The organism is Streptomyces sp. NPDC017676, assembly GCF_044329325.1.
Lineage (GTDB): Bacteria > Actinomycetota > Actinomycetes > Streptomycetales > Streptomycetaceae > Streptomyces.
Genome location: NZ_JBIRJA010000022.1, coordinates 83,066 through 108,446, shown reverse-complemented (window position 1 = coordinate 108,446; position 25,381 = coordinate 83,066). Strand labels below are relative to the sequence as shown.

20 protein-coding genes and 2 pseudogenes are annotated in these 25,381 nt (G+C 70.5%); 13 read left to right on the top strand and 9 right to left on the bottom strand.

Going from position 1 to position 25,381, the window contains the following annotated elements:
• Positions 1 to 141 precede the first annotated feature (141 nt).
• On the top strand, positions 142 to 279 hold the full coding sequence (locus ACH4LD_RS36675) for a hypothetical protein (RefSeq protein ID WP_398058488.1): 138 nt from the start codon (positions 142 to 144) through the stop codon (positions 277 to 279).
• A gap of 158 nt (positions 280 to 437) precedes the next feature.
• Positions 438 to 1,268: an alpha/beta fold hydrolase gene (locus ACH4LD_RS36670; protein ID WP_132789460.1), complete on the top strand. Its 831-nt coding sequence runs from the start codon at positions 438 to 440 to the stop codon at positions 1,266 to 1,268.
• 135 nt (positions 1,269 to 1,403) lie between these two features.
• Here the strand turns inward: ACH4LD_RS36670 and ACH4LD_RS36665 are convergent, their stop codons facing one another.
• Positions 1,404 to 1,805 carry a hypothetical protein gene (locus ACH4LD_RS36665; protein WP_398058487.1) on the bottom strand — a complete coding sequence of 134 codons (402 nt, stop codon included), beginning with the start codon at positions 1,803 to 1,805 and terminating at the stop codon, positions 1,404 to 1,406.
• 548 nt (positions 1,806 to 2,353) lie between these two features.
• Between ACH4LD_RS36665 and ACH4LD_RS36660 the strand changes: the two genes are divergently transcribed.
• A complete protein-coding gene (locus tag ACH4LD_RS36660) occupies positions 2,354 to 3,205 on the top strand; it encodes a methyltransferase domain-containing protein (protein ID WP_398058486.1) in 852 nt (283 codons plus the stop codon).
• A 148-nt stretch (positions 3,206 to 3,353) separates the two neighbouring features.
• Here ACH4LD_RS36660 and ACH4LD_RS36655 read toward each other — a convergent pair whose 3' ends face one another.
• The 4 genes from ACH4LD_RS36655 to ACH4LD_RS36640 all read right to left on the bottom strand — a co-directional run bounded on the left by ACH4LD_RS36655 (position 3,354) and on the right by ACH4LD_RS36640 (position 10,099).
• Positions 3,354 to 4,604 (bottom strand): alpha-L-fucosidase, encoded by a 1,251-nt coding sequence (locus ACH4LD_RS36655; RefSeq protein ID WP_398058485.1) that lies wholly within the window; start codon positions 4,602 to 4,604, stop codon positions 3,354 to 3,356.
• A gap of 3 nt (positions 4,605 to 4,607) precedes the next feature.
• On the bottom strand, positions 4,608 to 7,652 hold the full coding sequence (locus ACH4LD_RS36650; protein WP_398058484.1) for an alpha-mannosidase: 3,045 nt from the start codon (positions 7,650 to 7,652) through the stop codon (positions 4,608 to 4,610).
• Between the two features lie 342 nt (positions 7,653 to 7,994).
• A complete protein-coding gene (locus ACH4LD_RS36645; protein WP_398058483.1) occupies positions 7,995 to 9,332 on the bottom strand; it encodes a 6-phospho-beta-glucosidase in 1,338 nt (445 codons plus the stop codon).
• Positions 9,329 to 10,099 carry a DeoR/GlpR family DNA-binding transcription regulator gene (locus ACH4LD_RS36640; RefSeq protein WP_132789448.1) on the bottom strand — a complete coding sequence of 257 codons (771 nt, stop codon included), beginning with the start codon at positions 10,097 to 10,099 and terminating at the stop codon, positions 9,329 to 9,331. Before ACH4LD_RS36640 ends, ACH4LD_RS36645 begins: the two co-directional genes overlap by 4 nt.
• A 127-nt stretch (positions 10,100 to 10,226) precedes the next feature.
• On the opposite strand from ACH4LD_RS36640, the gene ACH4LD_RS36635 reads away from it, so the two are divergent.
• Genes ACH4LD_RS36635 through ACH4LD_RS36615 form a run of 5 tightly spaced genes read left to right on the top strand, consistent with a single transcriptional unit; the run spans position 10,227 to position 17,351 of the window.
• Complete coding sequence (locus tag ACH4LD_RS36635; RefSeq protein WP_398058482.1) at positions 10,227 to 11,249, top strand: carbohydrate kinase family protein; 1,023 nt, start codon at positions 10,227 to 10,229, stop codon at positions 11,247 to 11,249.
• A 57-nt stretch (positions 11,250 to 11,306) separates the two neighbouring features.
• Positions 11,307 to 12,593 (top strand): ABC transporter substrate-binding protein, encoded by a 1,287-nt coding sequence (locus tag ACH4LD_RS36630; RefSeq protein WP_398058481.1) that lies wholly within the window; start codon positions 11,307 to 11,309, stop codon positions 12,591 to 12,593.
• Positions 12,593 to 13,549 (top strand): carbohydrate ABC transporter permease, encoded by a 957-nt coding sequence (locus tag ACH4LD_RS36625; RefSeq protein ID WP_398058480.1) that lies wholly within the window; start codon positions 12,593 to 12,595, stop codon positions 13,547 to 13,549. The genes ACH4LD_RS36630 and ACH4LD_RS36625 overlap by 1 nt, the downstream gene beginning before the upstream one ends.
• A gap of 14 nt (positions 13,550 to 13,563) precedes the next feature.
• A complete protein-coding gene (locus tag ACH4LD_RS36620) occupies positions 13,564 to 14,427 on the top strand; it encodes a carbohydrate ABC transporter permease (RefSeq protein ID WP_398058479.1) in 864 nt (287 codons plus the stop codon).
• Positions 14,424 to 17,351: a glycoside hydrolase family 2 TIM barrel-domain containing protein gene (locus ACH4LD_RS36615; RefSeq protein WP_398058478.1), complete on the top strand. Its 2,928-nt coding sequence runs from the start codon at positions 14,424 to 14,426 to the stop codon at positions 17,349 to 17,351. Before ACH4LD_RS36620 ends, ACH4LD_RS36615 begins: the two co-directional genes overlap by 4 nt.
• A gap of 353 nt (positions 17,352 to 17,704) precedes the next feature.
• On the opposite strand, the gene ACH4LD_RS36610 is transcribed toward ACH4LD_RS36615, so the two are convergent.
• Positions 17,705 to 18,637: an NADP-dependent oxidoreductase gene (locus tag ACH4LD_RS36610; RefSeq protein ID WP_398058529.1), complete on the bottom strand. Its 933-nt coding sequence runs from the start codon at positions 18,635 to 18,637 to the stop codon at positions 17,705 to 17,707.
• Positions 18,638 to 18,900: 263 nt separating this feature from the next.
• On the opposite strand from ACH4LD_RS36610, the gene ACH4LD_RS36605 reads away from it, so the two are divergent.
• From ACH4LD_RS36605 to ACH4LD_RS36590, 4 genes and pseudogenes are all read left to right on the top strand, one after another.
• On the top strand, positions 18,901 to 19,659 hold the full coding sequence (locus tag ACH4LD_RS36605) for an SDR family NAD(P)-dependent oxidoreductase (RefSeq protein WP_398058477.1): 759 nt from the start codon (positions 18,901 to 18,903) through the stop codon (positions 19,657 to 19,659).
• Between the two features lie 14 nt (positions 19,660 to 19,673).
• Positions 19,674 to 20,339: a TetR/AcrR family transcriptional regulator gene (locus ACH4LD_RS36600; RefSeq protein ID WP_398058476.1), complete on the top strand. Its 666-nt coding sequence runs from the start codon at positions 19,674 to 19,676 to the stop codon at positions 20,337 to 20,339.
• Positions 20,340 to 20,582: 243 nt separating this feature from the next.
• Positions 20,583 to 21,011: pseudogene (locus ACH4LD_RS36595) on the top strand (nuclear transport factor 2 family protein); the annotation flags it as partial.
• 85 nt (positions 21,012 to 21,096) lie between these two features.
• Positions 21,097 to 21,627, top strand: a pseudogene (locus ACH4LD_RS36590) (aldo/keto reductase); the annotation flags it as partial.
• On the opposite strand, the gene ACH4LD_RS36585 reads toward ACH4LD_RS36590, so the two are convergent.
• The 3 genes from ACH4LD_RS36585 to ACH4LD_RS36575 form a co-directional block, all read right to left on the bottom strand.
• Positions 21,571 to 22,173, bottom strand: a complete 603-nt coding sequence (locus ACH4LD_RS36585; protein ID WP_398058474.1) for a GNAT family N-acetyltransferase — start codon at positions 22,171 to 22,173, stop codon at positions 21,571 to 21,573. The pseudogene ACH4LD_RS36590 and the gene ACH4LD_RS36585 sit on opposite strands and share 57 nt — an antisense overlap.
• A gap of 434 nt (positions 22,174 to 22,607) precedes the next feature.
• A complete protein-coding gene (locus ACH4LD_RS36580) occupies positions 22,608 to 23,216 on the bottom strand; it encodes an ester cyclase (RefSeq protein ID WP_398058473.1) in 609 nt (202 codons plus the stop codon).
• A gap of 65 nt (positions 23,217 to 23,281) precedes the next feature.
• A complete protein-coding gene (locus tag ACH4LD_RS36575; protein WP_398058472.1) occupies positions 23,282 to 23,959 on the bottom strand; it encodes an L-dopachrome tautomerase-related protein in 678 nt (225 codons plus the stop codon).
• A gap of 191 nt (positions 23,960 to 24,150) precedes the next feature.
• Here ACH4LD_RS36575 and ACH4LD_RS36570 point away from each other — a divergent pair, with 191 nt between their 5' ends.
• Positions 24,151 to 25,122 (top strand): C4-dicarboxylate transporter, encoded by a 972-nt coding sequence (locus ACH4LD_RS36570; protein WP_398058471.1) that lies wholly within the window; start codon positions 24,151 to 24,153, stop codon positions 25,120 to 25,122.
• Positions 25,123 to 25,381 lie beyond the last annotated feature (259 nt).

Sequence of the window (25,381 nt, the reverse complement as noted above, 5' to 3'; positions counted from 1 at the left end):
GTCTGCGGGGATTCTGAGCGTCCCCGCGCGGCGGGACCCCGCACCGCCGCCGGTCCCGCGCCCGGGGGGCCCCCCCCCCCGCGGGGGGGGCGGGGGGGGGGGGGGGGGGCCCCCCCCCACGGCCCGGAGGACGAAGCCCGCTTGGACGACGTGCGGTGGTTCGGTTGCCCCCGTGCCGGAACCGGCTGCGTGGAGACCGACTCCTCGCACATGATCGTGCTCTCTCCCCCGGCCGAGGTCGTGGACCTCATCCTCCAAGCGGTCGTAGCAACCAAGTGAAACCGGGCGCGGCCCGGGTGGCATGACGGCCGGAAGCGGTCCGGTCCGAGAAGATTCTCCCGCGTGGGCCGGGGTCGGCCGGTGCACCGCTTTCACCCGGGCGCGGCTCGACTCGCACAACGCACAACTGAGCATCCGACACAGCAGGGGAATCAGCGATGAGTACAGTCACCACGCCGGACGGCACCGTCATCTTCTACAAGGACTGGGGCCCGCGGGACGCCCAGCCGATCGTCTTCCACCACGGCTGGCCGCTCAGCTCCGACGACTGGGACGCCCAGTTGCTGTTCTTCCTCTCCAAGGGGTACCGGGTCATCGCCCACGATCGCCGCGGGCACGGGCGGTCCAGCCAGCCCTCGACCGGCCACGACATGGACACCTACGTCGCCGACGTCAACGTGCTGACCGACGCCCTCGACCTGCAGGGGGCCGTGCACGTCGGGCACTCCACCGGCGGGGGCGAGGTCACGCGCTATGTGGCACAGGCCAAGCCCGGCCGTGTCTCCAAGGCGGTACTCGTCGCGGCCGTCCCACCGGTCATGGTGAAGAAGGACAGCAACCCCGAGGGCACCCCGATCGAGGTCTTCGACGGATTCCGGGCGGCCCTCGCCGCCAACCGGGCCCAGTTCTTCATCGACGTCCCCGCCGGGCCGTTCTACGGCTTCAACCGGCCCGGGGCCCAGGTGTCCCAGGGACTGATCGACCGGTGGTGGTGGCAGGGCATGATGGGCGCGGCGATCGCGCACTACGAGTGCATCAAGGCCTTCTCGGAAACCGACTTCACCGAGGACCTCAAGAGGATCGACGTCCCCGTCCTCGTGATGCACGGGACGGACGACCAGGTCGTGCCGTACGCCGACTCGGGCCCGAAGTCCGCCGAGCTGCTCAGGAACGGCACGCTCAAGAGCTACGAGGGTTACCCCCACGGGATGCTGTCGACACACCCCGAGGTCCTCAACGCCGACATCCTCGCCTTCGTGGAGAGCTGACGGCGAGAGCCTCGCGCGGACACGCGAGCAACACGCGCGGAACCCGGCAGCGTTGGTCGGGTCGGTGGGTGATCCAGCGCCGGCCTCGCATCCTCCAGGGATGCGAGGCCGCCGGGTGTCCGCAGGTGCGGGTGCTCACTTCACCTTCACCGTCACGGTGGGCGAGTAGACCTTCTCGTGCCCGCTCACGCCCGCGATCCGCAGATGCTCGGCACCCTTGGTGTTGAGCTTGGCGATCAGGGCGTACGTGCTGCCCTTCTTCACCTTGGCGGTCGCCCTGAGCGCGGTCCACTTGCCGGACTTCTCGTGCTGGAGCACGAGCGGGGAACCGACCTTCAGGCCCTTCGTGCGGCCGGTGAACGTCACCGTGTCCCCGGCCTTCACCTCGGTCTTGTCGGCCTTCACGGTGATCGAGGCCATGGTGCTGGGGCTCGGGCTCGCGGCCACGGCTCCGGTCGTCCCGCCGGAGAGCAGCGCCACGGAGAGAGCACCGGCGCCGAGTGCACGAAGGCAGTGGTGACGGAGTACGGAGGTCATGTCTGTCTCCCGTCCTGTCGCTCAAGGGACCCTCCCAGGCTGCCGCCGGGACGCGCCCTCCCGCCACTCCGAGCCGCCACGGCCACAGCGGTCACCTTTGTCACATCAGCCACCTGACCTGGCCTTTACCGGGCCGGCCATGCCCCGAAACCCGGTGGCCAGTCCCTGGCGGCCCCAGGTCAACGACGAAGTTGAACGCTTCAAGCGCCCGTTGCCCGACGAGTGGCCCGCCTCAGCCCCTGCACCACCCACCCACAACGGACACAAGCCCTCGCCGACTTCCTCCACACCTGCAACCACTACCGCCGCCACTACGACGCGAGGGGTCCGCCGATGCTCGTACACTCATGACGTGGCATTCATGAGCACCCCGCACTGCTGCTTCCTGTGATCGGAAGGCGTTGAGGGCGATGTCGGACGGCGTCGCCCTCCTTGGTGTGCCTGCTTCGTGAACCCCGCTTCCTACGCTGCCCGTTCCTCTTTCCGGCAGTGACGCTCCGGGCGCGTGCAGGCACGGTCCCTTCCCTCCCCCTTGCCAGGAGTGCCTCATGCCCGTGTCGCTTCCCCCTGCCCTCGAACTCTCCCTCGACCTGCTGCGTTGCCCGACGTGCCGCACGCGCCGCCTGCACCCCGAGCGCGGCGCGCTGCGTTGCCCTGTGGGCCATACCTTCGACGTCGCCCGCCATGGCTACGCGAGCCTGCTCACGGGCACCCGCGCCACCAGCGCCGACGGCACGGCCATGGTCCAGGCCCGGGACCGGTTCCTGTCCACCGGCGCCTACGCGCCCGTCCGCGAAGTGGGGGCCCGCCTGGTGGCCGACGCCGTGTCCGAGCAGGCCACGGTCGTGGACGTGGGGTGCGGCACGGGCTACTACCTGGCCGGCGTACTCGACCGGCTGCCCGGCGCCCGTGGGCTGGGGCTGGACACGTCGGTGCGCGCGCTGCGCTCGGCAGCCCGTGCCCACCACCGAGCCGCCGCGGTGGCCTGGGACGTCTTCCGTCCCTTCCCGCTCGCCGACGCAGTGGCCGACGTCGTGCTGGACGTGTTCGCCCCGCGCAACCCGGCCGAGTTCCACCGCGTGCTGCGCCCGTCCGGGAGGCTGATCGTGGTCCGCCCCGCCGGGCGGCACCTGGCCGAGCTGCGCGAACGAGTGCCTGGGATGGTCGCCGTCGACCCGGCCAAGGAACCGCGCCTGCACCAGGCGCTGAACCCCTTCTTCGAGGCGGTCGTCACCGAACGGGTGGAGTACCCCGCGACCCTGTCCGGGCCGGATGCCCTGGCTCTGGTGGCGATGACGCCGAGCGCACGCCACATCAGCCATGCGGACCTCAGCCGGGACGGCTTCCTGCCCGATCAGGTCACCGTCTCCATACTGGCCACTGCCTACCAGCCTCGGTGACGACGAGCGGGCGCATGCCCCTGCCGGCCGCCGGCAGTGGGAGCGTCTGGCGCCCTGCCTTCCCCCACAATGCCGGGAAGGCAGGGCGTCCGTCCGCCGGCCATCGTCGCACCATCTCGGTTCTCCGTACGCACACGGATCGCCGGGGTCAGGGCCGGCCGGCCCCCCGGTACAGCTCCAGTTCGCCGTCCAGTTCGACGGCGAGGACGGTGGCGTACGGGTCGAGGTCGGACTCGGCCGGTGGGTCGATCCACAGCACCCCGACCGCCTCGTGGAGTCCGCCGATCACCCGGTGGCGGAGTTCGGTGCCGGTGCCGAGGACGGTGACCTTGTTGACCTTGGTGGCCAGGCCACGGACGCCGATCTCGGCGCGCGGGGCGTCGAACACGGTGAGGTAGAGGGTGCGCCGGTCGGGAGAGAGGGTGCTGGGACCGTAGTGGTGCCCGGGCGGGAGGCCGCGCACCGTGCCGTACACGGCCGCCGCGTGTGTACGGATCCACTCCCCCAGCCCCTCCAGGCGCTCGACCTGCGGCTGCGGGATGGTGCCGTCCTCCATGGGGCCGACGTCGAGCAGCAGGTTGCCCCCGCCGCCGATGGTCTCGGTGAAGTGGCGGATCAGCTGGGCGAGGGACTTGTGGTTGTGGTCGTGGTGCTGGTAGCCCCACGAGTCGTTGATCGTCAGGCACAGTTCCCAGGGGCCGTCCGGGGGCACGATGGGGGCACCCTGTTCGGGCGTGGCGTAGTCGCCCTCGCTGAGCATGCGTGCGTTGAAGACGACGTGCGGGACGTACGAGCGGATGAGCGCGGCCAGTTCGGGGATGCGCCACTGTTCCTCGCTGCGTTCCCACTCGCCGTCGAACCACATCAGGTCCGGCCGGTAGCGGGAGGCCAGCTCCCGTATCTGGCCGTCCCGGTAGGCGATGAACCGATCCCAGGCGTCCAGGTCCTCGTCCTCGGCGGCCACTTCCGAGTAGCGGTTGTCCTCCAGCTCCGGCGGGCGGCCCGGTTTGCGGGTGCTCGCGTAGTCGGGGTGGTTCCAGTCGGAGTGCGAGTAGTACAGGCCGACCTTCAGGCCCCTGGCGCGCAGGGCTTCGGTGTAGGGGCCGAGGTAGTCCCTGCCGAGGTTGAGGTCGCCGTACGCCGTGTCCCACAGGGCGACGCCGTCGTGGTGACGGCTGGTGAGGACGGCGTACCTGGCGCCGGCGCGGGCGAACAGGTCCGCCCACGCCCGGGGGTCGTAGTGGGCGCCGGTGAAGCGCTCAAGCTGGGACATGTACTGGTCGTGCGGCACGATGTCGTCGTAGAAGGACCAGGACTCCTGGACCCCGTCGACGGCGTAGATGCCCCAGTGCACGAAGATCCCCAACTTGGCGTCGGTGAACCAGGGTTGCATGGCCATCGGTCAGCTCCTGCGCAGGCGGAGGGTGAGGATCTGGAAGGGTCGCAGTTCGACGGGCACGGTGTCGCCGTCGGTGGCGGCGTCCTCCAGGGGCCGCTCCAGCAGGTCGGTGACCTGGGCGGCGGCGAGGGGGAAGCCGGTGCGCAGGAGGCCCTGGGCGCGGCCGCCGCGGGACTCGTAGAGGCGGACCACGACATCGCCGGAGGAGTCGTCGGCGAGTTTGACCGCCTCGACGGTCACTCCCTCGCCGTCCACCGAGACGACGGGCTGCGGCTCGCCGGCCGCCTCGGCCACCCGCAGCGGCAGGTTGAGGGCGTAGCCCTCGGCGACCGCGTCCGCGATGCTCGCGCCGGGCAGGAGGGAGTAGGTGAAGCGGTGCCGGCCCTGGTCGGCCCCGGGGTCCGGGACGCGCGGGGCGCGGACCAGGGAGAGGCGGACGGTGGTGGTCGTACCGCCGTCCTCGCGGACCGTCCGGGAGACGTCGTGGCCGTACGTCGAGTCGTTGATGACGGCGACGCCGTAGCCGGGCTCCGCGATGTGCACCCAGCGGTGGCCGGAGACCTCGAAACGGGCCGCCTCCCAGCTGGTGTTGGTGTGGGTGGGCCGTTGGACATGGCCGAACTGGATCTCGGCGGAGGAGTGCGGGGCGCGGATGTCCACCGGGAAACCGGCCTTGAGGAACTTCTCCGCCTCGTGCCAGTCGATGTCCGTCTCGAAGTCGATCCGGGGGCTGCCGGCCCGGAGCGTGATCGTCTGGGTGATCTTCGAGCCGTTGCCGAACGAACGGCTGACACGGATCGCGCCGAGGAGCGGGTCCTGCTCGACGACCGTGATCTCCGAGGGGTCCAGCAGGTCCGTGTAGCGGTTCCTGTAGTGCTTGTCGACGTCCCAGGCGTCCCAGTAGTTCGGGAGGTCGGTGTGCAGGCGCAGGAGGTTGCCCTTGTCGGCGAGGACCTCGCGGTTCGCCCGCAGGTCGTACACCGAGGACAGTGTGCCGTCGTCCGCGATCCGTACGCGCACCAGGCCGTTGTCGATGACCCGCCCGTCGACCGTCACCGGCTGCGGAGCCTGGGCGCCGCCGGTCAGTGGCGCGCTGCCGTTCGCCGGGACCTCGACGTGGACCGGCGCACCCGCGCCGTCGCGGACGACTTCGGCGCGGGCGTAGGGGCTGGTGTTGAAGACCCGGGCGGTGCCGGTGCCCAGCGCGGCGATCGCCTCGGCGGTCAGTGCCTCCAGTTCTCCGGCGACGCGCGCGTACTCGGCCTCGGCCTCGCGGTGCACCCAGGCGATCGAGGAGCCCGGCAGGATGTCGTGGAACTGGTGGAGCAGGACGGTCTTCCAGAGCCGGTCGAGCTGGTCGTGCGGGTACTGGTAGCCGGGCGCGTGCAGGGCGGCCGTCGTGGCCCACAACTCGGCCTCGCGCAGCTTGTGTTCGCTGCGCCGGTTGCCCTGCTTGGTGCGGGCCTGGGAGGTGTAGGTGGCGCGGTGCAGCTCCAGGTAGAGCTCGCCGACCCAGACCGGCGCGTCCTCGTACTCGGCGCGGGCCTTGGCGAAGAACGCGTCCGGGTGCTCGATCTCGACCCGCGGGGAACCCTCCAGGTTCCTCAGGCGTCGGGCGCGCTCCATGATCTCGCGGGTGGGGCCGCCACCGCCGTCGCCCCAGCCGAACGGGGCCAGCGACCGGGTCGCGGCGCCCTTCTCGGCGTAGTTGCGGACCGCGCGGGACATCTCCTCGCCGCTGAAGCAGGCGTTGTAGGTGTCGACGGGCGGGAAGTGGGTGAAGATGCGGGTGCCGTCGATGCCCTCCCACCAGAAGGTGTGGTGGGGGAACTTGTTGGTCTGGTTCCAGGAGATCTTCTGGGTGAGGAACCATTCGTTGCCGGCCAGCTTGGCGAGCTGCGGGTAGGCCGCGTTGTAGCCGAAGGAGTCGGGCAGCCAGACGCCCTTGGTCTCCACGCCGAAGTGCTCGATGAAGAACCGCTTGCCGTGGACGAACTGCCGGGCGACGGCCTCGCCGCCGGGCAGGTTGCCGTCGGCCTCCACCCACATGCCCCCGACCGGCGCCCACTGGCCCTTCTTGACCGACTCCTGGATGCGGGCCCACACGCGCGGGTGGTTGTCGCGCACCCACGCGTACTGCTGGGCCTGCGAGCAGGCGAAGACGAACTCCTCGTACTCGTCCGCCAGCGACGTCACGTTGGAGAAGGTCCGGGCGGTCTTGCGCTTCGTCTCGCGGATCGGCCACAGCCAGGCCGAGTCGATGTGCGCGTGGCCCACGCCGGAGATGCGGTGGGCGCTCGCGTGCGCCGGCTTCGACAGCACCGGCTTCAGGGCCTCGCGGACGGCGGGCGCCGAGCCGGAGACGTCGTCCAGGTCGAGCAGGTCCATCGCGTGGTCGAGGGCGTGCGTGATCTCGTGCCGGCGCGGATCGTGTTCGCCCAGCTCCAGCATCAGCTCGCGCAGCACCTGAAGGTCCAGGTCGAGGTGCCAGACCTCTTCGTCGAGGACGGCGATGTCGGCGCGCTTGAAGGTGTAGAGCGGCTTGTCGCCTGCCGTCAGGACGTCGCCGAGAGGGGTCGGGGCCGCGAAGTCGCCTGCGAGGATGTCGGGGTTGGAGGCGGCTTCGAGCAGGTAGTCGACGACTTCGCCGCCGGTCGCCGGGTCGGCGATCGGCACGTACTGGTTGAGCGGGTTGACCGCCTTCAGCGGGGTCCCGTCGGTGCGGTGGACCAGGGCCTCGGCCTGGTTGCCGGGCCAGTCGCCCACGAAGCCGAGGTCGATGACGGCCTCGACGCGGCGACCCGCGAACTCGGCGGGCACCCGGCCGTGCAGCCGGAACCAGGTGGTGCCCCAGGGCGGGCCCCACGGGGTGTCCATGGCGAACGGCTCGTACGGGGCGGCCGCGGCTTGCTCGAAGGGCACCGGCTCCCCGGGGGCCTGCCAGACCGCCACCTCGAAGGGGACGGTGGCCGCGTGGATCGCGGGCTTGATGCGCTGGTTGTGGAGACGCTCTACGCGCTCCTCGATCCGGCGGCGTTCGTCGTGCATGGAGGTCTCCCGAAGAGAGCTGGAAGCGCCGGCTGATCGGCCGGCCAGGTGAGGTGGGCCAGGCCGGCGGTCTCCGGACGGGGGGGGGTGGAAGGCGCTTGCTGATCGGCCGGCCAGGTGAGGTGGGCCAGGCCGGCGGTCTCCAGATGAGGGCTGGAAGGGGCTTGCTGAGAGGCTGGGCCAGGGTCTTTCGTTTGGATCAGGCCGGATCAGGGAGCGGGGTCTGGTGCCGTGCATCGCAAGGCGGAGGAGGGCGCCATGGCGGAGCCATGGCAACCGACGACAACGCGGCGAGGCGCGGTGCCAGGGCCCGCGAGCCCGGCATGATCCGAACGAGAGGCCCTAGGTGAGGTAGGCCAGGCCGGGATGGACCGCGGTGTAGCCCTCGACCAGCCGGCGGGCGACGTTGACCGAGTCGACCAGCGGGTGCAGCGCGAACGCCTTCACGGCCGTCGCGCGGGAGCCGGACTCGGCGGCCGCGAGCACCTCGCGCTCGACGGCCTTCACCGCGCAGACCAGGCCGGTGGCGTGGTCGGGCAGCGGGTCGACGGCGACCGGGTGGGCGCCGTTGGCGTCGACGAAGCAGGGCACCTCGATGACGGCCTCCCCGTCGAGCACGGACAGCGTGCTGCGGTTGCGGACGTTGAGGATCAGGGTGGTGCGCTCGTCGCGGGCGATGGCGCGCATCAGGGCGAGGGCGACCTTCTCGTAGCCGCCGGAGAGGTCGTCGGCGTCGCGTTCGCCGGCGCCCGCGGTCTCGCGGTTCTCGGACATGTAGGTCGCCTCGCGCTCGGCGCGGGTGCGGTTCCAGGCGTCCAGGGCCTTCACGCCCGGATCCCCGACCTGCTGGTAGAAGTGCGCCTGCTGGTCGCGCAGGAAGGCGCCGCGGGTCTTCTCGGCCTGCTGGTAGGCGCGGACGGCCTCGCGGTTGAAGTAGTAGTAGTGCAGGTATTCGTTGGGGATCGCGCCGAGGGACCGCAGCCAGTCGGCGCCGAAGAGCTTGCCCTCCTCGAAGGAGCCGAGCAGGCAGGGGTCGGCGAGCAGGCGCGGGAGTTCGTCCCGGCCCGCGACGCGCAGGCCGCGCACCCAGCCGAGGTGGTTGAGGCCGACGTAGTCGATCCAGGCCTCCCGCGGGTCGGCACCGAGAACCCGGGCGATGCGGCGGCCGAGTCCGACCGGGGAGTCGCAGATGCCGATGACGCGGTCGCCGAGGTGACGGGACATGGCCTCGGTGACCAGGCCGGCGGGGTTGGTGAAGTTGATGACCCAGGCGTCGGGGGCGAGGCGGGCCACCCGCTGGGCGATGTCGACGGCGACGGGGACCGTCCGCAGACCGTAGGCGATACCGCCCGCGCCGACCGTCTCCTGGCCGAGGACGCCCTCGTCCAGGGCGACCCGCTCGTCGTTCGCGCGGCCCTCCAGGCCGCCGACGCGGATCGCCGAGAAGACGAAGTCGGCCCCGCGCAGGGCCTCGTCCAGGGACGTGCTGACGGTCACGGTCGGGGCGTCGTCCACGGTCGACGCCTGTTCGGCGAGCACACGGGCGACCGCCCGCAGCCGGCTGTCGTCGAGATCGTGCAGGACGACCTCGGTCACCCGCCCCTCGCCGCGGTCCGCCAGCAGTGCCCCGTACACCAGCGGCACGCGGAATCCACCGCCGCCCAGGATCGTCAGTTTCACGTCCGTACCCTTCCTGCTCCTGCCATGACCACCTCGACGCCGGCCTCCTCCAGGGAGGACCGGGTCGCCGGGTCGATGGGAGCGTTGGTCACCACCATGTCCAGGTGCTCGGGACCGCATACCTTCGCCATACCCGTACCCGGGAACTTGGCCGCGTCGGCGAGCAGCACCACCTTGTCGCTCGCGTTGATCATGGCTCGCTTGACCGGAACCTCCACGACCGTCGTGTCCATCACCTGTCCGCCCGGACGGACCCCGCTGGTGCCCAGGAACAGCCAGTCGGCGTGCAACTGGCGCAGGTTGTCCTCGGTGAGGAAGCCGACCAGGGACCGGTACTCGCGCCGGACCATGCCGCCGAGCAGCACCAGTTCGATGCCCTCGTCGTCGGCGAGCTCCTCGTAGACGACCAGGTTGCTGGTGATGACCGTGAGGCGGCGGCCGTGCAACTGGCGGGCCAGCCGGTAGGCGGTGGTGCCGATGTCGAGCAGCACCGACTGGCCGTCGGCGACCATGGCCGCGGCACGCTCCGCTATGGCGTCCTTCTCGGCCACGCGCACCTCGGCGACCTCGGCGAAGGGCTGGTCGCCCTCCTCCACGACCGCGCCGCCGTGCACCCGCGTGAGCAGCCCGTCCTCCTCCAGCTTGACCAGGTCGCGCCGGATCGTGGCGGGGCTCACGCCCAGCTGCTCGGAGAGATCGGTCACGGCGGCGGGACCACCCGAGCGCAGGGCCCGCAGGATGAGTTGATGTCGTCGTTCTGCCAGCACGCCGTGAACACTACTCTTCATCTTCAATCAAATCCATGCTCACTTCTGCTCGACTATTGACCAATCTCGGTGAGCGGCGCACGATTCCGGTCATCGAAATTGACGAGTTCTGACGAGAGGGTGGCGTGTGGACGACGACAGGCCCGACGTGCTGCTGACCGGGCTGCTCTTCTACGACCTCGTCCTCACGGGGCTCGCGAAGCCGCCGGCACCGGGCGAGGAGGTCTGGACGGCCGGCATGGGCTGCGGCCCCGGCGGGATCGCGAACCTCGCGGTGGCCGCGTCCCGGTTCGGTCTGCGCACCTCGCTGGCCACGGTCTTCGGCGACGACTTCTACGGCGAGCACTGCCGGGACGTCCTGCGCGACCAGGAGGACGTCGACCTCTCGCTCTCCCGCACCGCGAACGGCTGGCCCACCCCGGTCACCGTCTCCCTCGCACACGGCGGCGACCGCGCCCTGGTCACCCACGGCCAGGAGCCGCCGTACTCGCAGGACGCGCTGATGGGTGACCCGCCCGAGGCGCGCACCGCCCTGGTGCACCTTGAGGCCGAGCCGCGCCAGTGGATCGCCAAGGCGGCCGCGAACGGCACCCGCGTCTACGCGGACGTCGGCTGGGATCCCACCCAGCAGTGGTCCCGCGACCTCCTCGACCAGCTCGCGCTGTGCCACGCCTTCCTCCCCAACGAGCACGAGGCCATGGCCTACACCCGCACCGACACCGCGGCCGCCGCGCTGCGCGCACTCGCGGACCTGGTCCCGGTGGCTGTGGTGACGCGCGGCGGTCACGGCGCGGTGGCCGTCGACCAGACGACCGGCGAGTACGCGGAGGTCCCGGCCCTCGACGTGGACGTCCTCGACGCGACGGGCGCGGGGGACGTCTTCGGGGCGAGCTTCGTCGCCGCCTCGCTGGGCGGCTGGCCGCTGGCGGAACGGCTGCGGTTCGCCGTCCTCGCCGCCGGACTGTCCGTCCAGCACCCCGGCGGCGCACTCGCCGCCCCCGGCTGGTACGGCGTCGACCGCTGGTGGCGTTCTTCGCCGGCCGACCCCGACCTGAGGCGCGCCTACGGCTTCCTCGCGGACCGGCTGCCGGCCGACCCCAGCCCACCGGTGCGGTACGCACCCGTCACTCCCCCCGCACGGCAGCACTGACCCCCACCCCCACGTTCATGCGAAGTCACGAAGAGACCCCGAAAGGCGGTGGGAGCTGTGCGGCTCTCACGTAGAGGCCTGCTGCGCGCGGGCCTGGCCGGTACGGCCGCCACGGCGCTCGGCGGCCTGGCGTCCGGCTGTGCCGTTCCGACCGGTTCCACCGGCCGGAACATGGTCCTGTGGTACTGGGACGGCGGGCTGAGCGACACGGTCGTCCAGAAGGCGAAGGCCCGCTACGACGCCGACATCGACCTTCAGGCCATCAAGATCGGCGGCTACTACCGGTCGAAACTGCTCACCACCATGACCGGCCGGGCCCACATCCCCGACATCGCGGGCCTCAAGGGCGAGGACATGGCGTCCTACCTGCCCAACGCCGACCAGTTCGTCGACCTCAGGACCCTGGGAGCCGACAGGTACAGGAGCCGGTACCTGTCCTGGAAGTGGGAGCAGGGTCTCGCCGACGACGGCACGATGGTCGGGTTTCCGATCGACTGCGGGCCGGTCGCGCACTTCTACCAGTACCCCGTCTTCCGGAAGGCGGGGCTGCCCTACGAACCCGACGACGTCTCCCAGGAGCTGAACACCTGGGAGAAGTTCTTCGCGGCCGGCGAGCAGCTGAGGAGGAGGATCCCGGGGACCTGCCTGCTCACCGACATCACGTCCGTCTTCACCAACGTGGTGCAGCAGGGCAGCGAGCGGTACGTCGACAAGGACCGGCACTTCATCGGCGACCAGGCGCATGTGCGCCACGCCTGGGCACTGGCCGTGGAGGCCAAGCAGCGCAAGATCGTGTCCGACCTGGTCACCGGCACACCGGACCAGCTGTCGGCCGTGCAGGACGGAAAGCTGCCCAGCCAGCTCGGCGCCTCCTGGGCGACGTACGACCTCAAGAGCGGGGTGCCGAAGACCAAGGGCAAGTGGCGCGTGGCGCAGATGCCGGTCCGGCCCTCGAACAGCGGCGGATCGTTCCTGTCGATCACCAAGGCGTGCCGGGAGCCCGAGCGGGCGTTCCAGATCATCACCTGGATCCTGGACGCCGCCAACCAGGCCCAGGGGTACGTCGACGCGGGACTGTTCCCGTCCACCCCTGCCACGTACGACATGAAGCAACTGCGGGATCCGGACCCCTTCTTCGGCGGTCAGGTGACCACCGATGTCTTCGGCCCCGCCGCACAGAAGATCGTGGTCGCCTACAACAGCCCGTACGACGTGGCGCTCTCGCAGCCCCTGCTCGACGAGATCAAGAACGTCGGCGTCCTGGGCAAGGACCCGGAGAAGGCCTGGAGGGACGCCATGGGCAAGTGCCGTCGGATCGCCGAGCACCTGGGGGTGAGCTACTGATGGCCACCGCACTCGAAAAGCCCGCGCCGACCGTGGAGAGCCTCGCGACCGGCCGCCCCCGCACGGGGCTGCGCAAGTACTGGCACCTCTACGCCGCGATCTCCCCGTTCTACCTCCTCTTCCTCTGCTTCGGCCTGATACCGGTCGGGTTCTCGCTCTACGTCTCCCTCCACCGCTGGGACGGCCTCGGCCCGATGGAGTGGGCGGGTCTGTCGCAGTACCAGTACCTGCTGAGCGACAGCGACTTCTGGCAGTCGGTCGGGAACACCATCGTCATCTGGGCGCTGGCCACCTTCCCCATGATCTTCCTGGCGATGGTGACGGCCGTGATGCTGAACTCGGCGGTCCGCTTCAAGAACGTCTACCGCTTCGCCTACTTCCTGCCGAACGTCACCTCGGTAGTGGCCGTCGCGATCGTCTTCGGCTCGGTCTTCTCCACGAACTTCGGCCTGGTGAACGCCTTCCTGCAAGCGGTCGGCCTCGATCAGGTGGCGTGGCTGAACACGCCGTGGGGCATCAAGGTCGCCGTCGCGACGCTGATGACCTGGCAGTGGACCGGCTACAACGCGATCATCTTCCTGGCCGGCCTGCAGACCATCCCGAGCGAGCTGTACGAGGCGGCCCGCATGGACGGCGCCGGTCCCGTGCAGACGTTCTTCCGGATCACGCTGCCGATGCTGCGGCCGGTGCTGCTGTTCGTGCTCGTGGTGTCCACGGTCACGGGTCTGCAGAGCTTCTCCGAACCGCAGGTGCTGCTGCAGAACACGGCCAACGAGTCGACGTTCTCCGGCGGTCCCGGCCACGCGGGCCGGACGATGGTCCTCTACTTCTTCCAGCAGACGTTCGACAACAACGACTTCGGCTACGGAGCCGCCGTGGCCTGGGGCGTCTTCCTCGTCGTCATCCTCTTCTCGATCGTCAACTGGCGCCTGGTGCAGCGTCGGGGCGAAGACTAGGAAGGCCGGTCACCATGGCATCCATCCAAGGAACCCGCGGGCCCCAGCGCATCCGGGGAACCCTCACCCGGGGCATCGCGCTGCACGCCGTCCTCATCGTCGGTCTGGTGCTGTCGGCCTTCCCGTTCTACTGGGCCGTCATCATGTCGACGCACACGTCGTCGGAGATCTTCGCCTACCCGCCGAAGCTGCTGCCGGGCTCGCACTTCCTGGAGAACGTCCGCAACCTTCTCCACAGCGTCGCCTTCTTCGGCTCGATGGGGAACTCGCTGCTGGTGGCGGGCTCGGTGACCTTCCTGGTCCTGTTCTTCGACTCGCTGGCGGCCTTCGTCTTCGCCAAGTTCGACTTCCCCGGCAAGAACGCGCTGTTCGCACTGCTCATGGTCATCTTCATGGTGCCGGCGCAGCTGTCGGCCATCCCGCAGTTCGTGATCATGGCGAAGCTCGGCTGGATCGGCTCCATGACCTCGCTCATCGTGCCGGCCGCGGCCAACGCGTTCGGCATCTTCTGGATGCGCCAGTACATGAGGGGCGCCATCCACGACGAACTCCTCGACGCCTCCCGCATCGACGGCGCGAACTTCCTCCGCCAGTACTGGCACGTCGCCCTGCCGGTCGTCCGGCCGGGCCTCGCCTTCCTCGGCATCTTCACCTTCATGGGTCAGTGGAACGACTACGCCTGGCCCCTGATCGCCCTCACCAACCCCCGCAACGTCACCCTCCAGGTGGCCCTGTCCCAGCTCAACGGCACGCACGGCACCACCGACTACGGAATCGTCGTGACCGGCGCACTCCTCGCCCTCATCCCCCTGCTGATCGTCTTCGCGATCGGTGCCAAGCAGATCATCGGCGACCTCGGCAAGGGAGCCATCCGGTGACGGACCCGCTTCTGGCCCTGCGCCCCTGGCAGGCACCCGAGGTGACCTCCTGGGGGCGGCTGCCGATGAACGCCGTCGACCGGCGCTCCGGCGCCCTCTCCCTGGACGGCGACTGGCGCTTCCAGCTGCTGCCGACGCCGGAGGCGACGGTCCACGGCACATGGTCGACGGCACACGTTCCCGGCGTGTGGACGATGCAGGACACCGACGACCTGCCGCAGTACACCAATGTCCGTATGCCGTTCCCGGAATTCCCCCCACAGTCGCCCGCCGCCAATCCGACCGGTGTGTACGAACGACACGTGGACGTCCCCGCCGACTGGGCCGGCCGCCGGATCGTCCTACAGGTCGGGGCCGCCGAGAGCGTGCTGCTGGTCCACGTCGACGGACGGCCCGTCGGCATCTCCAAGGACTCCCACCTGGCCGCCGAGTTCGACCTGACCGGCGTCGTACGCCCCGGTGAGCCCTCGGTCGTACGGCTGACGGTGGTCAAGTGGTCCGACGCCACGCACATCGAGGACCAGGACCAGTGGTGGCACGGCGGGATCACCCGCTCCGTGCTGCTGTACACGACCGACCCCCTGCACCTCGCGGAGGTGACCGTACGCGCACGCCAGGACGGCGACCTGCGGGTGGACTGCCTGGTGCGCAACGCGGCGGGCGACCGGGCGCTGCCCGAGGGCTGGTACGTCACCGGTGACCTGGACGGTGAACCCCTCGCCCAGGACGCCGAGTTCGACCGGCTCAACGCGGCGGACGAGCGGGTCTCCGACTTCCTGGGAGAGGCCCGTGTCCACGCCGTCGTGCCCGAGGTGCGCACCTGGAACGCGGAGCAGCCCGAGCTGTACGGGCTGACCGTCCGGCTGCACCGCTCGGACGGCACGGTCGCGGACTCCTCGTACCACCGCATCGGTTTCCGGGACGTCGAGATCGTCGGCCGGGACCTGCTGGTCAACGGCGAGCGGGTCTTCATCCGGGGCGTCAACCGGCACGACTTCCACCCGCTGACCGGGCGGACGGTCTCGTACGACGACATGCGCGCGGACCTGGTGCTGCTGAAGAGGTTCGGCTTCAACGCGATCCGCACCTCGCACTACCCGAACGACCCGTGGCTGTACGACCTCGCCGACGAACTGGGCTTCTACGTCGTCGACGAGGCGGACATCGAGTCCCACGACCAGGCCCATGAGATCGCCGACGACCCGCGCTACCTCAACGCCTTCGTGGATCGCGTCGCGCGCATGGTGCTGCGCGACAAGAACCATCCCTCGATCATCGTCTGGTCGCTGGGCAACGAGTCCGACTACGGCGCCAACCACGACGCGGCGGCGGGCTGGGTGCGCCGGCACGATCCCACCCGGCCGATCCAGTACGAGGGCGCGGCCAAGCGCGGCTGGGCCGATCCGGACGTGGCATCCGACATCGCCTGCCCCATGTACGCGCCGCTGGAGGACTGCCTGGCACACGCGCTGTCCGGGCAGCAGACCAAGCCCCTGATCCAGTGCGAGTACTCGCATGCGATGGGCAACAGCAACGGCACGCTGGCCGACCACTGGGCCGCCATCGAGTCCACTCCGGGTCTTCAGGGCGGGTTCATCTGGGAGTTCTGGGACCACGGAATCCTCCAGCGCGTGAGCGACGGCAGGCCGGTCGGGCGCGCGGGCGCCGGACTCCACGGCAACGGTGTCGCCGCGCCCGGCCACCGCTGGGCGTACGGCGGTGACTTCGGCGAGACCCTGCACGACGGGGCGTTCGTCGCGGACGGGATCGTCTTCCCCGACCGCACCCCCAAGCCCGCGATGTACGAGCACCGGGAGATCGCGGCGCCGGTCCGCATCCGGTGCTTCAGGCACGAGGGCATCGTCCTCGCCAACCATCAGCACTTCCGTGGCCTGGACTGGCTGACCGGCACCTGGGAGCTCGCGCTGGCCGACGGCCGTACCCTGACCGGCCCGGCCGAACTGCCCGATCTGCGGCCGGGTGAGACCGCGGCCGTACCGCTGCCGTTCGCGGTGCCGGCCGACGGCGGTGAGGCGTGGCTGACGCTGCGGGTGACGACGGCCGAGGACCAGGCGTGGGCACCGGCCGGTACGGAGGTGTGCACGCCCCGGATCCGGTTGCGGGCGGCGGACGCCCCGAGGGAGCCGGTCGTGGCCGGCCCGGCCGTCGAAGTGGACGCCGAGGGGCTGCTGCGCCACCCGCTGCTGACCACCGCCCCGACGCTGTCGCTGTGGCGGGCACCCACCGACAACGACGAGCTGGGCGGGATGGCGCCGCGCTGGCGCGCCTGGGGCCTGGACCGGATGGTGCGCAAGGTCGTCTCCGTACACCGGGACGGCACACGGGTGACCGTGGAGGCCGCATACGCCTGCACCCTCGGCGTGGTACGGCACCGGCAGGAATGCACGCCTGTCGAGGGCGGCGTCCGGGTCGACGAGTCGGCCGAGCTGCCCGAGGAGTTCCACGACGTGGCCCGCATCGGCTCGGTCTTCGAGACGGTGGCCGGGCTCGATCTGCTGGAGTGGTTCGGCCAGGGGCCCTGGGAGTCGTATCCGGACCGGGCCGCCGGAGCACCGGTCGGCCACCACGCACTGCCCGTCGACGACCTGTTCACCCCCTACCTGCGGCCCCAGGAGAGCGGCGGCCGGCACGGCGTACGGCGGTTCACGCTGTCGTCGCCCGACGCCACCGGACTCGCGGTCGAGCTGGACGAGCCCCGTCAGGTCTCCGTCACCCGCTACCGCGCCGAGGACCTCACCGCCGCCGCGCACCACGACGAACTCACGCCGCGTCCCGGCTGCGTGGTCCACATCGACGCCGCTCACCGGGGCCTCGGCACGGCCTCCTGCGGCCCCGACACCTTCCCCGCCTACCTCGTCTCACCGGGGGTGCACCGCTGGAGCTGGACCCTGCGCATGGTGTGAGCCCCCCGACGTCTCCGGCGGTGCCGCAACCGACGTCATCTTCACCCCGGTCGACGAGCCGACCGGGGTGACGGACGTGCGGACGACGGCCCGCCGGCCCCGGTACGGCCGTCGGCCAGGTTGAGCCCTGGTCAGCTGCTCTGGACCGCGCCTCCATGCCATGTGCCGCGGCGTCCGGCGCCCGGGGCCCACCCCGCGCGGCGGACGCGGCGGACGCTTCCTCGCAGGACGCGGGTTCTCGGCCGAGCCGCGTACGAGGGGCGTCGCTGTCGCCTCGCAGGCAGCGCCGTTCGTGAGTCTCCCGGCGCCGCCTGCGCCTCGTTCGGCCGCGGACCTCGCGACCCGACGAGCGGTTACGGGATCAGGACGATCTTTCCGGTCGTGTGGCCGGCCATGCTCTCGCGATGGGCTGCCGCGGCCTCAGCCAGCGGGTAGCTCGACGCGACCAGGACGCGCAGCCGGCCGGCCGCCGCGGCTTCCGTCAGGTGCAGGCGGGCGGCGTCCCGGATGTCGGTTCCGGGGTCCGCGCCGGGCGCGCCACCGAGGAGTTTGATCCCCGCCTGGGCGCCGCGCTGGAAACCCGCGATGGTGGCGATGCGGGAACGGTCCGCCACGAGTTCCAGGGAGACGTCCACCGCCTCGTCGGTGCCCACCAGATCCGCCGCGGCATCCACACCGGACGGCGCCGCAGCCCGTACCCGGTCCGCCAGCCCCGGCCCGTACGCCACCGGGATCGCGCCCAGCTCGCGCAGCACCTCGTGCTTGGCCGGGCTCGCCGTCGCGACGACGGTGGCGCCGCGTGCCACCGCCTCCTGGACGGCCACGAGACCGACGCCTCCCGCGGCGCCGTGGATCAGCACCGTGTCGCCCTGGCTCACACCGGTCGCTTCGAGGACGTGTACGGCGGTGACGCCCGCGGCCAGCAGCCCTCCGGCCTGTTCCCAGGACAGAGCCGCCGGCTTCGGGATGACGGACTCGGCAGGTACGACGAGTTCGGCTGCGTAGGCTCCGGGCGCCCTGTAGGCGATCACCTCGTCACCCACCGCGATCGGACCCGCTGGGCCGGTCGCGTGGGCGCCCACCGCCGTCACCAGACCGGCCGCTTCCAGGCCGAGCCGGAGCGGCAGCCGCTGCGGGTCGGTGCCGAAGGCACCGCTGTACGTCTTGTGGTCGAAGGGGTTGACGCCGGCGGCGCGGACCGCGATGCGCACCTGACCCGGGCCGGGCTCCGGGACGGCGACGTCGATCAGGGACAGGACCTCGGGGCCGCCGTACGCGCCGGCCACTACTGCTTCGCTCATGTCGGAGAACAGCCCGTTGCCTGAGGCGTTCATTCCCCCGACCGGGGTTCCTTTCTTCGTCCGGCGAGGAGCGGTCGGCTGCACGGCTTCACCGTGCGGGTTGAGCTAGCCGGTGTCGTACATCTGCTGAGGGCCAGCAGCGCCTCGGCCGGCCAGTCGGGAAGCCCCACACCGGCGTCACACGCCCATTGATTTGAGCGGAGCGCTCCGCTCCGATAGGTTGGATGACATCCCGACTCGGAGGACACATGAAGGCGACGAACAAGCCGACTGCCCTGGTCACCGGAGGCAGCCGCGGAATCGGCGCGGCCACATCGCGTGAACTGGCTGCCCGCGGATACCGCGTGGCCGTCAACTACTTTTCGAACCGTGAGGCGGCCGACCAGGTGGTCAAGCAGATCGAGGCCGACGGCGGCGAGGCTTTCGCCGTCCAGGCCGATGTCTACGACCCCGGTCAGGCGGCCGACCTGCTGGAGCGCTCAGCGGCCGACGGGCACTTGGACGTCCTGGTCTGCAATGCCGGTGCCCGGTTCACGCCGACCCCGCTGCACGCGCTCACCTGGGACGACTTCCACGCCAAGGTGACGAGGGAGCTCGCGTCGGTCTATACGCTCACCCAGCGGGCGTTGGCCGTCATGGGAGCCCAGGGGCGGGGTCGGATCGTGTATGTGTCCAGCGCCGTGGCCGACGGTCCGCCCACGGTGGGCATGGCCGCGCACGGTACCGCCAAGGCCGCCCTGAACACCTTCGCCCGCTTCGTGGCCTTCGAGGCCGGTCCGCTCGGTGTCAACGTCAACGTCGTGGCCCCCGGCTTCGTGCGTACCGAGGCCAGCGCCACGCAGCCGCTGGAGTTCCAGCGGCGCCTGGCGGAACGCACCCCACTCGGACGTGTCGCGGACCCGGAGGACGTGGCCCGGGCGATCGCCATGCTCGTCGGCGACGAGGCCGGTTTCATCACCGGCGCCGTCGTCTCCGTGGACGGCGGGCAAACCCTGGCGCGCGGCTGAGGGAGAATGCCGCCATGGGCGACACGTACGCAGGCAAGCCGCGCGGCCGAAGGCGGGAGGCGGACCGCAACGACGCCCGCCTGATGCAGGCGGCTCGCGAGGTCTTCGCCGAACTCGGCTGGGACGCTCCCGTCTCCGAGATCGCCCGCCGGGCCGGGGTGGGCATGGGCAGTCTCTACCGCCGCTATCCCAGCAAGGAGTCGCTGGCCCAGAACATGCGGATCGCGGGGATGGAGCAGCTCGCGAGCCAGGCGCGCGCGGCTCTCGCGGAGGAGCCCGACGCCTGGGCGGCCTTCGCCCGCTTTCTGCGGGACGCGTTGTCGGCCCGGGGATCCGGCGGTCCGCTCCTCCCCCTGGTCGGCGGCCGGCTGCCGGCCACGGAGGAGATCATGGCCGCCAGCAAGCAGCTGCGTCACGCGCTCGACGAGCTGGTCGAAGGCGCGCACCGGGCCGGAGCACTACGCACTGATTTCACGTCCGCCGACGTCCCGTTGCTGCTCGAACATCTCAGTGTCCGCTTGCCCGTCGCCGAGGAGCGTGCCACCACGTTGCGCCTGCGGTACCTGGATCTGGTCCTGGCGGGGCTCCGCACCTCTGCCGGCGCCGAGCACACCACCCTGCCGGTACCCGCACCCCATTGGGCGGAACTCACCGAGCTGTGGAACGCGCCCGCGCAGTGAGCGAGTGACGGCCGAAAGGGTCGCAAAGAGAATCAGTGCAGCGCCCACGTAATCCCTGACGTCCGTTCCTGCGGCTCCTGTCAGGGAGATCCGGCACACCTGGAATGTGGCATGCAGGGCAAATATTCTTCCCCCTCACAGCGCGCTCTTCCGATGCCATGCTTGGTTCCGCACTGAGCGAGACATTCGAAGGGCCGCTTCGTCATTCCCCATTCCACCCGCCCCGGGTGGTCATTGTTTTCCATGCCGACGACAGGGGCCCACGGCGCAACGGGCCGGCCGCCATCGCCACCTGATCGCACAGCCTGCTCTCCGTACCCGATGCACCCGCGCAAGGAGCGAACCGTGTCCGACTCCCCCGACCTCGCCCTCGTCCGGCGGCTGTACGACTCGAAAATGGCCCCGGAGGTCGCCAGGGAGATCATGGCACCTGACCTCGTCTGGGACATCACCCCCGGCTTCCCGAACAGCGGTGTCCACCACGGCTGGGACAACGTGGCGAAGGACTTCTTCGGCAAGATGACGGGCTACGAGTCCTTCGGCGCGGTGCCCGAGGAGTTCTACGCGGACGGCGCCGGCCACGTCGTCGTGTACGGGCACTATCACGCCGAGACCACGACCGGGAACAAGGCCGACGTCCGGTTCATCCACCTGTGGACCGTACGCGACGGCAAGCTCGCCGAGAGGCGCCAGACAGCCGACAGCCACATCCTCCAGGAAGCCCGGCTACGGCCCGAACCCCGGCGACCGCAACGACATGATCGCCGTGCTCCGTGGCGCCGTCGACCGCGGAGTCACGTTCTTCGACACGGCGGAGGTCTAGGGCCCGTACGTCAACGAGGAACTCGTCGGAGAAGCCCTCGCCCCGCTGCGTGACCAGGTGGTGATCGCCACCAAGTTCGGGTTCCGCATCGGGAACTGCGCGCCCGCCGGCCTCGACAGCCGGCCCGAGCAGATCCGCGCCGTCGCCCACGCCTCCCTCAAGCGCCTCGGAGTGGAGACGATCGACCTGTTCTACCAGCATCGCGTCGACCCCGAGGTGCCGATCGAAGAGGTCGCCGGCGCGGTGGGCGAGCTGGTCGAGGAGGGCAAGGTCCGCTGCTTCGGGCTCTCGGAGGCGAGCGCGCAGACCATCCGCCGCGCCCACTCGGTGCACCCCGTCACCGCCGTACAGAGCGAGTACTCGCTGTGGACCCGTGACCCCGAGGCTGAGGTCCTGCCGACCTGCGTGTCACTCGGCATCGGCTTCGTGCCGTTCAGCCCGCTCGGCAAGGGCTTCCTGACCGGGACGGTGGACGCCTCCACTTAAGTCACCCAGGACCCGTTCCCACAGCAACGCGTCCCGCCAGCTCCCGTCGAGGAAGATCGAGGAGTGCGCGACGCCGCACGGGCTGAACCCGTTGCGGCGCAGCACCCGCTGCGACGGAAGGTTCTCCAGGTTGGTGGACGCCTCAGCGCGGTGCAATCCGAGTTCGTCCGTCATGACCCGGAGTACGAGCCCGACGGCCCGCCCGGCATGCCCTTGATTCTGGGCGCTGCTGGCGATCCAGTATCCGACGGAACCGCGGCGAAGGTGCGGCTGCGGCAGGATGCCTCCAACGGTGATCTGCCCGATCACCAGGTCGTCGGCGAGCACCACACCCGGCCAGACCGTACCGGCCCGGTATCCGGCCAGCAGCCTGTCGATCCGCTCCGCCTGGCCCTCCGGGGTGAAGAAGCTTGCCGGCTGGTCCGGTTCCCACGGTCGGAAAGCCTCGAAGTCCCGCACCCGGTGCCCGGCGATCGGGCCGGCATCGGTGGGCTCTATCAGACGGATCCTGGTGCTGCTACGCATGGGCTGATCCTCGTGGCGGCGCGTCAAATGAGACTGGTCAGCCTATGCGAGCCGCAGGAGCCGACGCTTCTGGTCAAGCACTCCATTCTGAAACGATCAGTTAGAGCACCACATGTCCCTGGTCGACAAGTAGGCGACCACGAAGGAGCGGCTTCTGAGTGCTGCGCCCGGGACACACGTGCAGCGGACTGCCGCACACGGACACGTGTGACCAGTGCTGTGACCGGAAACCTTCGCCATAGCTCCCCCGGGGGCCGGGGACGTCGGCATGTGCGGCACGCCCCGCCACCGGACGCGGTGCCGGGGGTGCCCGTGCCGGGAGGCACCGGCCGGTCCGGCGCCGCTCCCGGTGGACGACCGTGGGCACGACCGCGTGGTTCCGCCGTTCCGGTGGAGCGGCGGAACCACGTGGCGGAGATCCTGCGGACGGTCGGTCAGTCGACGCCGAGCTGGGACAGCAAGGTCTGGTTGTCCTCGATGTGCCAGTCCTCGACGATCTGCCGCTCGCCGACGTGCTGGATGTCGATGGCGTTGAAGTCCACCTTCTGGCCCTTGCCCTGAACTCCGTCGAAGGTGCCGGTGAAGTGGCCCCGGAAGACGAGCCGAGCGGTGATCTTGTCACCGGTGATCAGCAGGTCGGCCAGTTCGCACGTCAGGTCGGGCACGGCGGCGCGGAAGTTCCGCGACGCGAACACCGGGCCATCGGGGCCCTGCGGCCGGCCGGGCGGCAGGGTGTTGTCCGCGAAGTCCGGACTGACCGACGCATCGAGGTACTTCTCCTCACCCGTGTTCCAGAAGGTGTACAGCTGCTGCGCGAGACGTACCTCCAGCGCCGCCCGGCGCGCGCCGATCGAGCGGTCCACCGTCAGCGCCGTCGGCCTCACCAGGTCGGGCGAGCCGTCGACCAGCTCCCAGGACCAGGCGTGGGAGCCGGTCCGCTGGTGGTCCTTTGCCACGGACGGCTGCGCGGCCAACGCGGTGCCGGCCGCGACAGCGGCGGCGACGGCGGCCGCCACGAGGGCACGGGTGAGCTTGCGGGACATGCGGGAATCTGCCTTTCGGACGATCGGTTGCGGAAGGGGCGGGGCGCGGCCTGAGCCGGTTCGGCTCAGCGGCGTGCCGGCCCGCTGCCGATGGGCAGGCGGTACAGCACGTACGGCTTGCGCCGCTGGTCGGTGCCGCCGTTGTAGGCGGCCTGGCGGTTGAGCTGGTTGGCGACGACGTAGAGCTTGTGGTCGTAGCCGATGGAGAACGTGTCGGGCCAGCTGAGCCGTTCGTCCTGAACCAGCGTGTGGTAGCTGCCGTCGGTGTCGCGCCGGACGATCGCCTTGCGCTCGATGTCACCCGCGTACACGCGCCCCGCACGGTCGGTCTCCAGACCGTCGGACATCCCCTTCACATCCAGGTCGTGCACCTCGATGTCGGTCTCCCGGAGACGGGTGAGGTCGCGTGTGCGCACCGCGTACAGTCGCCGGCTGGACAGCGGGCAGTAGTACAGCAACTCGCCGTCGGGGCTCAGCGCGATACCGTCCACACCGATGCCGATGGGTGTCCCCGCGGACGTGCCGTCCGGACGGCTCAGCATCGGCCGGCCGTCGATGGTCGGCACGAAACCCGGCACCGGAAGCGTCGACGGGGTGTCGTCCAGGCGCCGCCACGACTCACCCGTGGCCAGGTTCACGACGATCAGCCCGTTAGGGCCGTCCGGTGTGGCATCGGTGAGATAGGCGAAGCCGTGGACCAGGTCGAAGCGCACGTCGTTGACGAAGCTGCAGGGACCGGCCACCGAGGCGGGGAAGACTGTGCTTCCGTCGAATGACCGACGGCGTTGGGGCCGTGCATCACTCTGGTACGCCGGGCGCGATGATTCCAATGACTCGGTGTGCTCGAATCCATAGATTCCATGCATGAGCAGGGCCGCCGGGAACCCTCCATGCGTCCCACTTATAGAAGCGATGACGATCATTCCTTGGACTCATGAAGGGGCTTCCGCTCAACACCTTCGGCATCTCCTTCGGCCTGTCCGGGCTGGCGGGCACCTGGACGGCCGCCGCCGAGCTGGGGGCGCCGCGGGTGATCGGGACCGTCCTCTGGCTGGTGGCCGCGATCGCGTGGCTGGTGACCGTGCTCCGGTACGCCGCGGCCGGGCTCAGACCGCATGAGGTCGCCGACGATCTGCGCCATCCCGTTCTCGGCCCGTTCGCGGCCCTGGTGCCCGTCGCCGCCTCGCTGATGTCGGCCCGGCTCGCCATGTCGTTCCCCTTGGCGGGCAAGGGGTTGGTCTGGGCCATGCTGGCCCTCAGCGCCGGCTTCGGCGCGTGGTTCGTCGCCCGGCTGCTGACCGTGCCGCGCGACCCGGCGACGCTGCACGGCGGTCATCTACTGCCCACCGTCGCGGCGTCCCTGATCTCGGCCCAATCCGTCGCGACGATCGGCCGCCCCGGTGCGGCGAAGGCGTTGTTCGCCGCGGGCATCCTGTTCTGGCTGCTGATCGGGAGCCTGCTGCTGGTCCGCTTCGCGACCGGTCCCGAACTCCCGCGGCCGCTGCTGCCGACCCTGGCGATCTTCTCGGCGCCGTCGGCCGTCACTGGCAACGCCTGCTGGGTGATCACCGGGGGCAGGCCCGGAACAGTCCACGAGATCCTGCTCGGCACGATGGCCGCCCTGCTCCTGCCTCACCTCGTCCTCGTGAAGGACTACCTGCGGCTTCCCTTCACCCTCGGTTTCTGGGCCCTGACCTTCACCACCGCGGCGAGCGCGACCTACGGGATCCGGCTGCTGTCCCTCACCGGGACTCCGTGGAGCACCCCGCTGGGCTGGGTCGTGGTCGCCGTCGCCACCGGTGTCATCGGAGCCGTCGCCGTCCGCTCCCTGGCTCTGATCCCCTTCCACCGGGTGCGTCGTCACCACACCGGCCGCACAACGCACCCGGCGACGGCGACCTGCTGAAGCGCCGCCGCGGGGCCGTCCCCACCAAGGGGGCGGCCGATCCGCATGTCCGGTACCACGTCGTCCGCGCGGCACCGGCCACCAACAGCCGCTGCTCGGACTGACTCCACGTGCCACCGGGCAGCACGTCAGCCACCGACCACGCCACCGGCCACGAAAGGCGATTCGCGACACCTCTCCGGACTCGACACCGGCGCACTCCCCACCGGGTGGGGGGAGCGTATCGGTGCCCTCGGCCGCTGGTGCCGCGGCGGGCTCC

Bases quoted from the DNA above. Each gene is read 5' to 3' on its own strand.
- ACH4LD_RS36670 (WP_132789460.1), top strand. From the start codon at position 438: ATGAGTACAGTCACCACGCCGGACGGCACCGTCATCTTCTACAAGGAC.
- ACH4LD_RS36665 (WP_398058487.1), bottom strand. From the start codon at position 1,805: ATGACCTCCGTACTCCGTCACCACTGCCTTCGTGCACTCGGCGCCGGT.
- ACH4LD_RS36660 (WP_398058486.1), top strand. From the start codon at position 2,354: ATGCCCGTGTCGCTTCCCCCTGCCCTCGAACTCTCCCTCGACCTGCTG.
- ACH4LD_RS36655 (WP_398058485.1), bottom strand. From the start codon at position 4,604: ATGGCCATGCAACCCTGGTTCACCGACGCCAAGTTGGGGATCTTCGTG.
- ACH4LD_RS36650 (WP_398058484.1), bottom strand. From the start codon at position 7,652: ATGCACGACGAACGCCGCCGGATCGAGGAGCGCGTAGAGCGTCTCCAC.
- ACH4LD_RS36625 (WP_398058480.1), top strand. From the start codon at position 12,593: ATGGCCACCGCACTCGAAAAGCCCGCGCCGACCGTGGAGAGCCTCGCG.
- ACH4LD_RS36620 (WP_398058479.1), top strand. From the start codon at position 13,564: ATGGCATCCATCCAAGGAACCCGCGGGCCCCAGCGCATCCGGGGAACC.
- ACH4LD_RS36605 (WP_398058477.1), top strand. From the start codon at position 18,901: ATGAAGGCGACGAACAAGCCGACTGCCCTGGTCACCGGAGGCAGCCGC.
- ACH4LD_RS36600 (WP_398058476.1), top strand. From the start codon at position 19,674: ATGGGCGACACGTACGCAGGCAAGCCGCGCGGCCGAAGGCGGGAGGCG.
- ACH4LD_RS36585 (WP_398058474.1), bottom strand. From the start codon at position 22,173: ATGCGTAGCAGCACCAGGATCCGTCTGATAGAGCCCACCGATGCCGGC.
- ACH4LD_RS36580 (WP_398058473.1), bottom strand. From the start codon at position 23,216: ATGTCCCGCAAGCTCACCCGTGCCCTCGTGGCGGCCGCCGTCGCCGCC.
- ACH4LD_RS36570 (WP_398058471.1), top strand. From the start codon at position 24,151: ATGAAGGGGCTTCCGCTCAACACCTTCGGCATCTCCTTCGGCCTGTCC.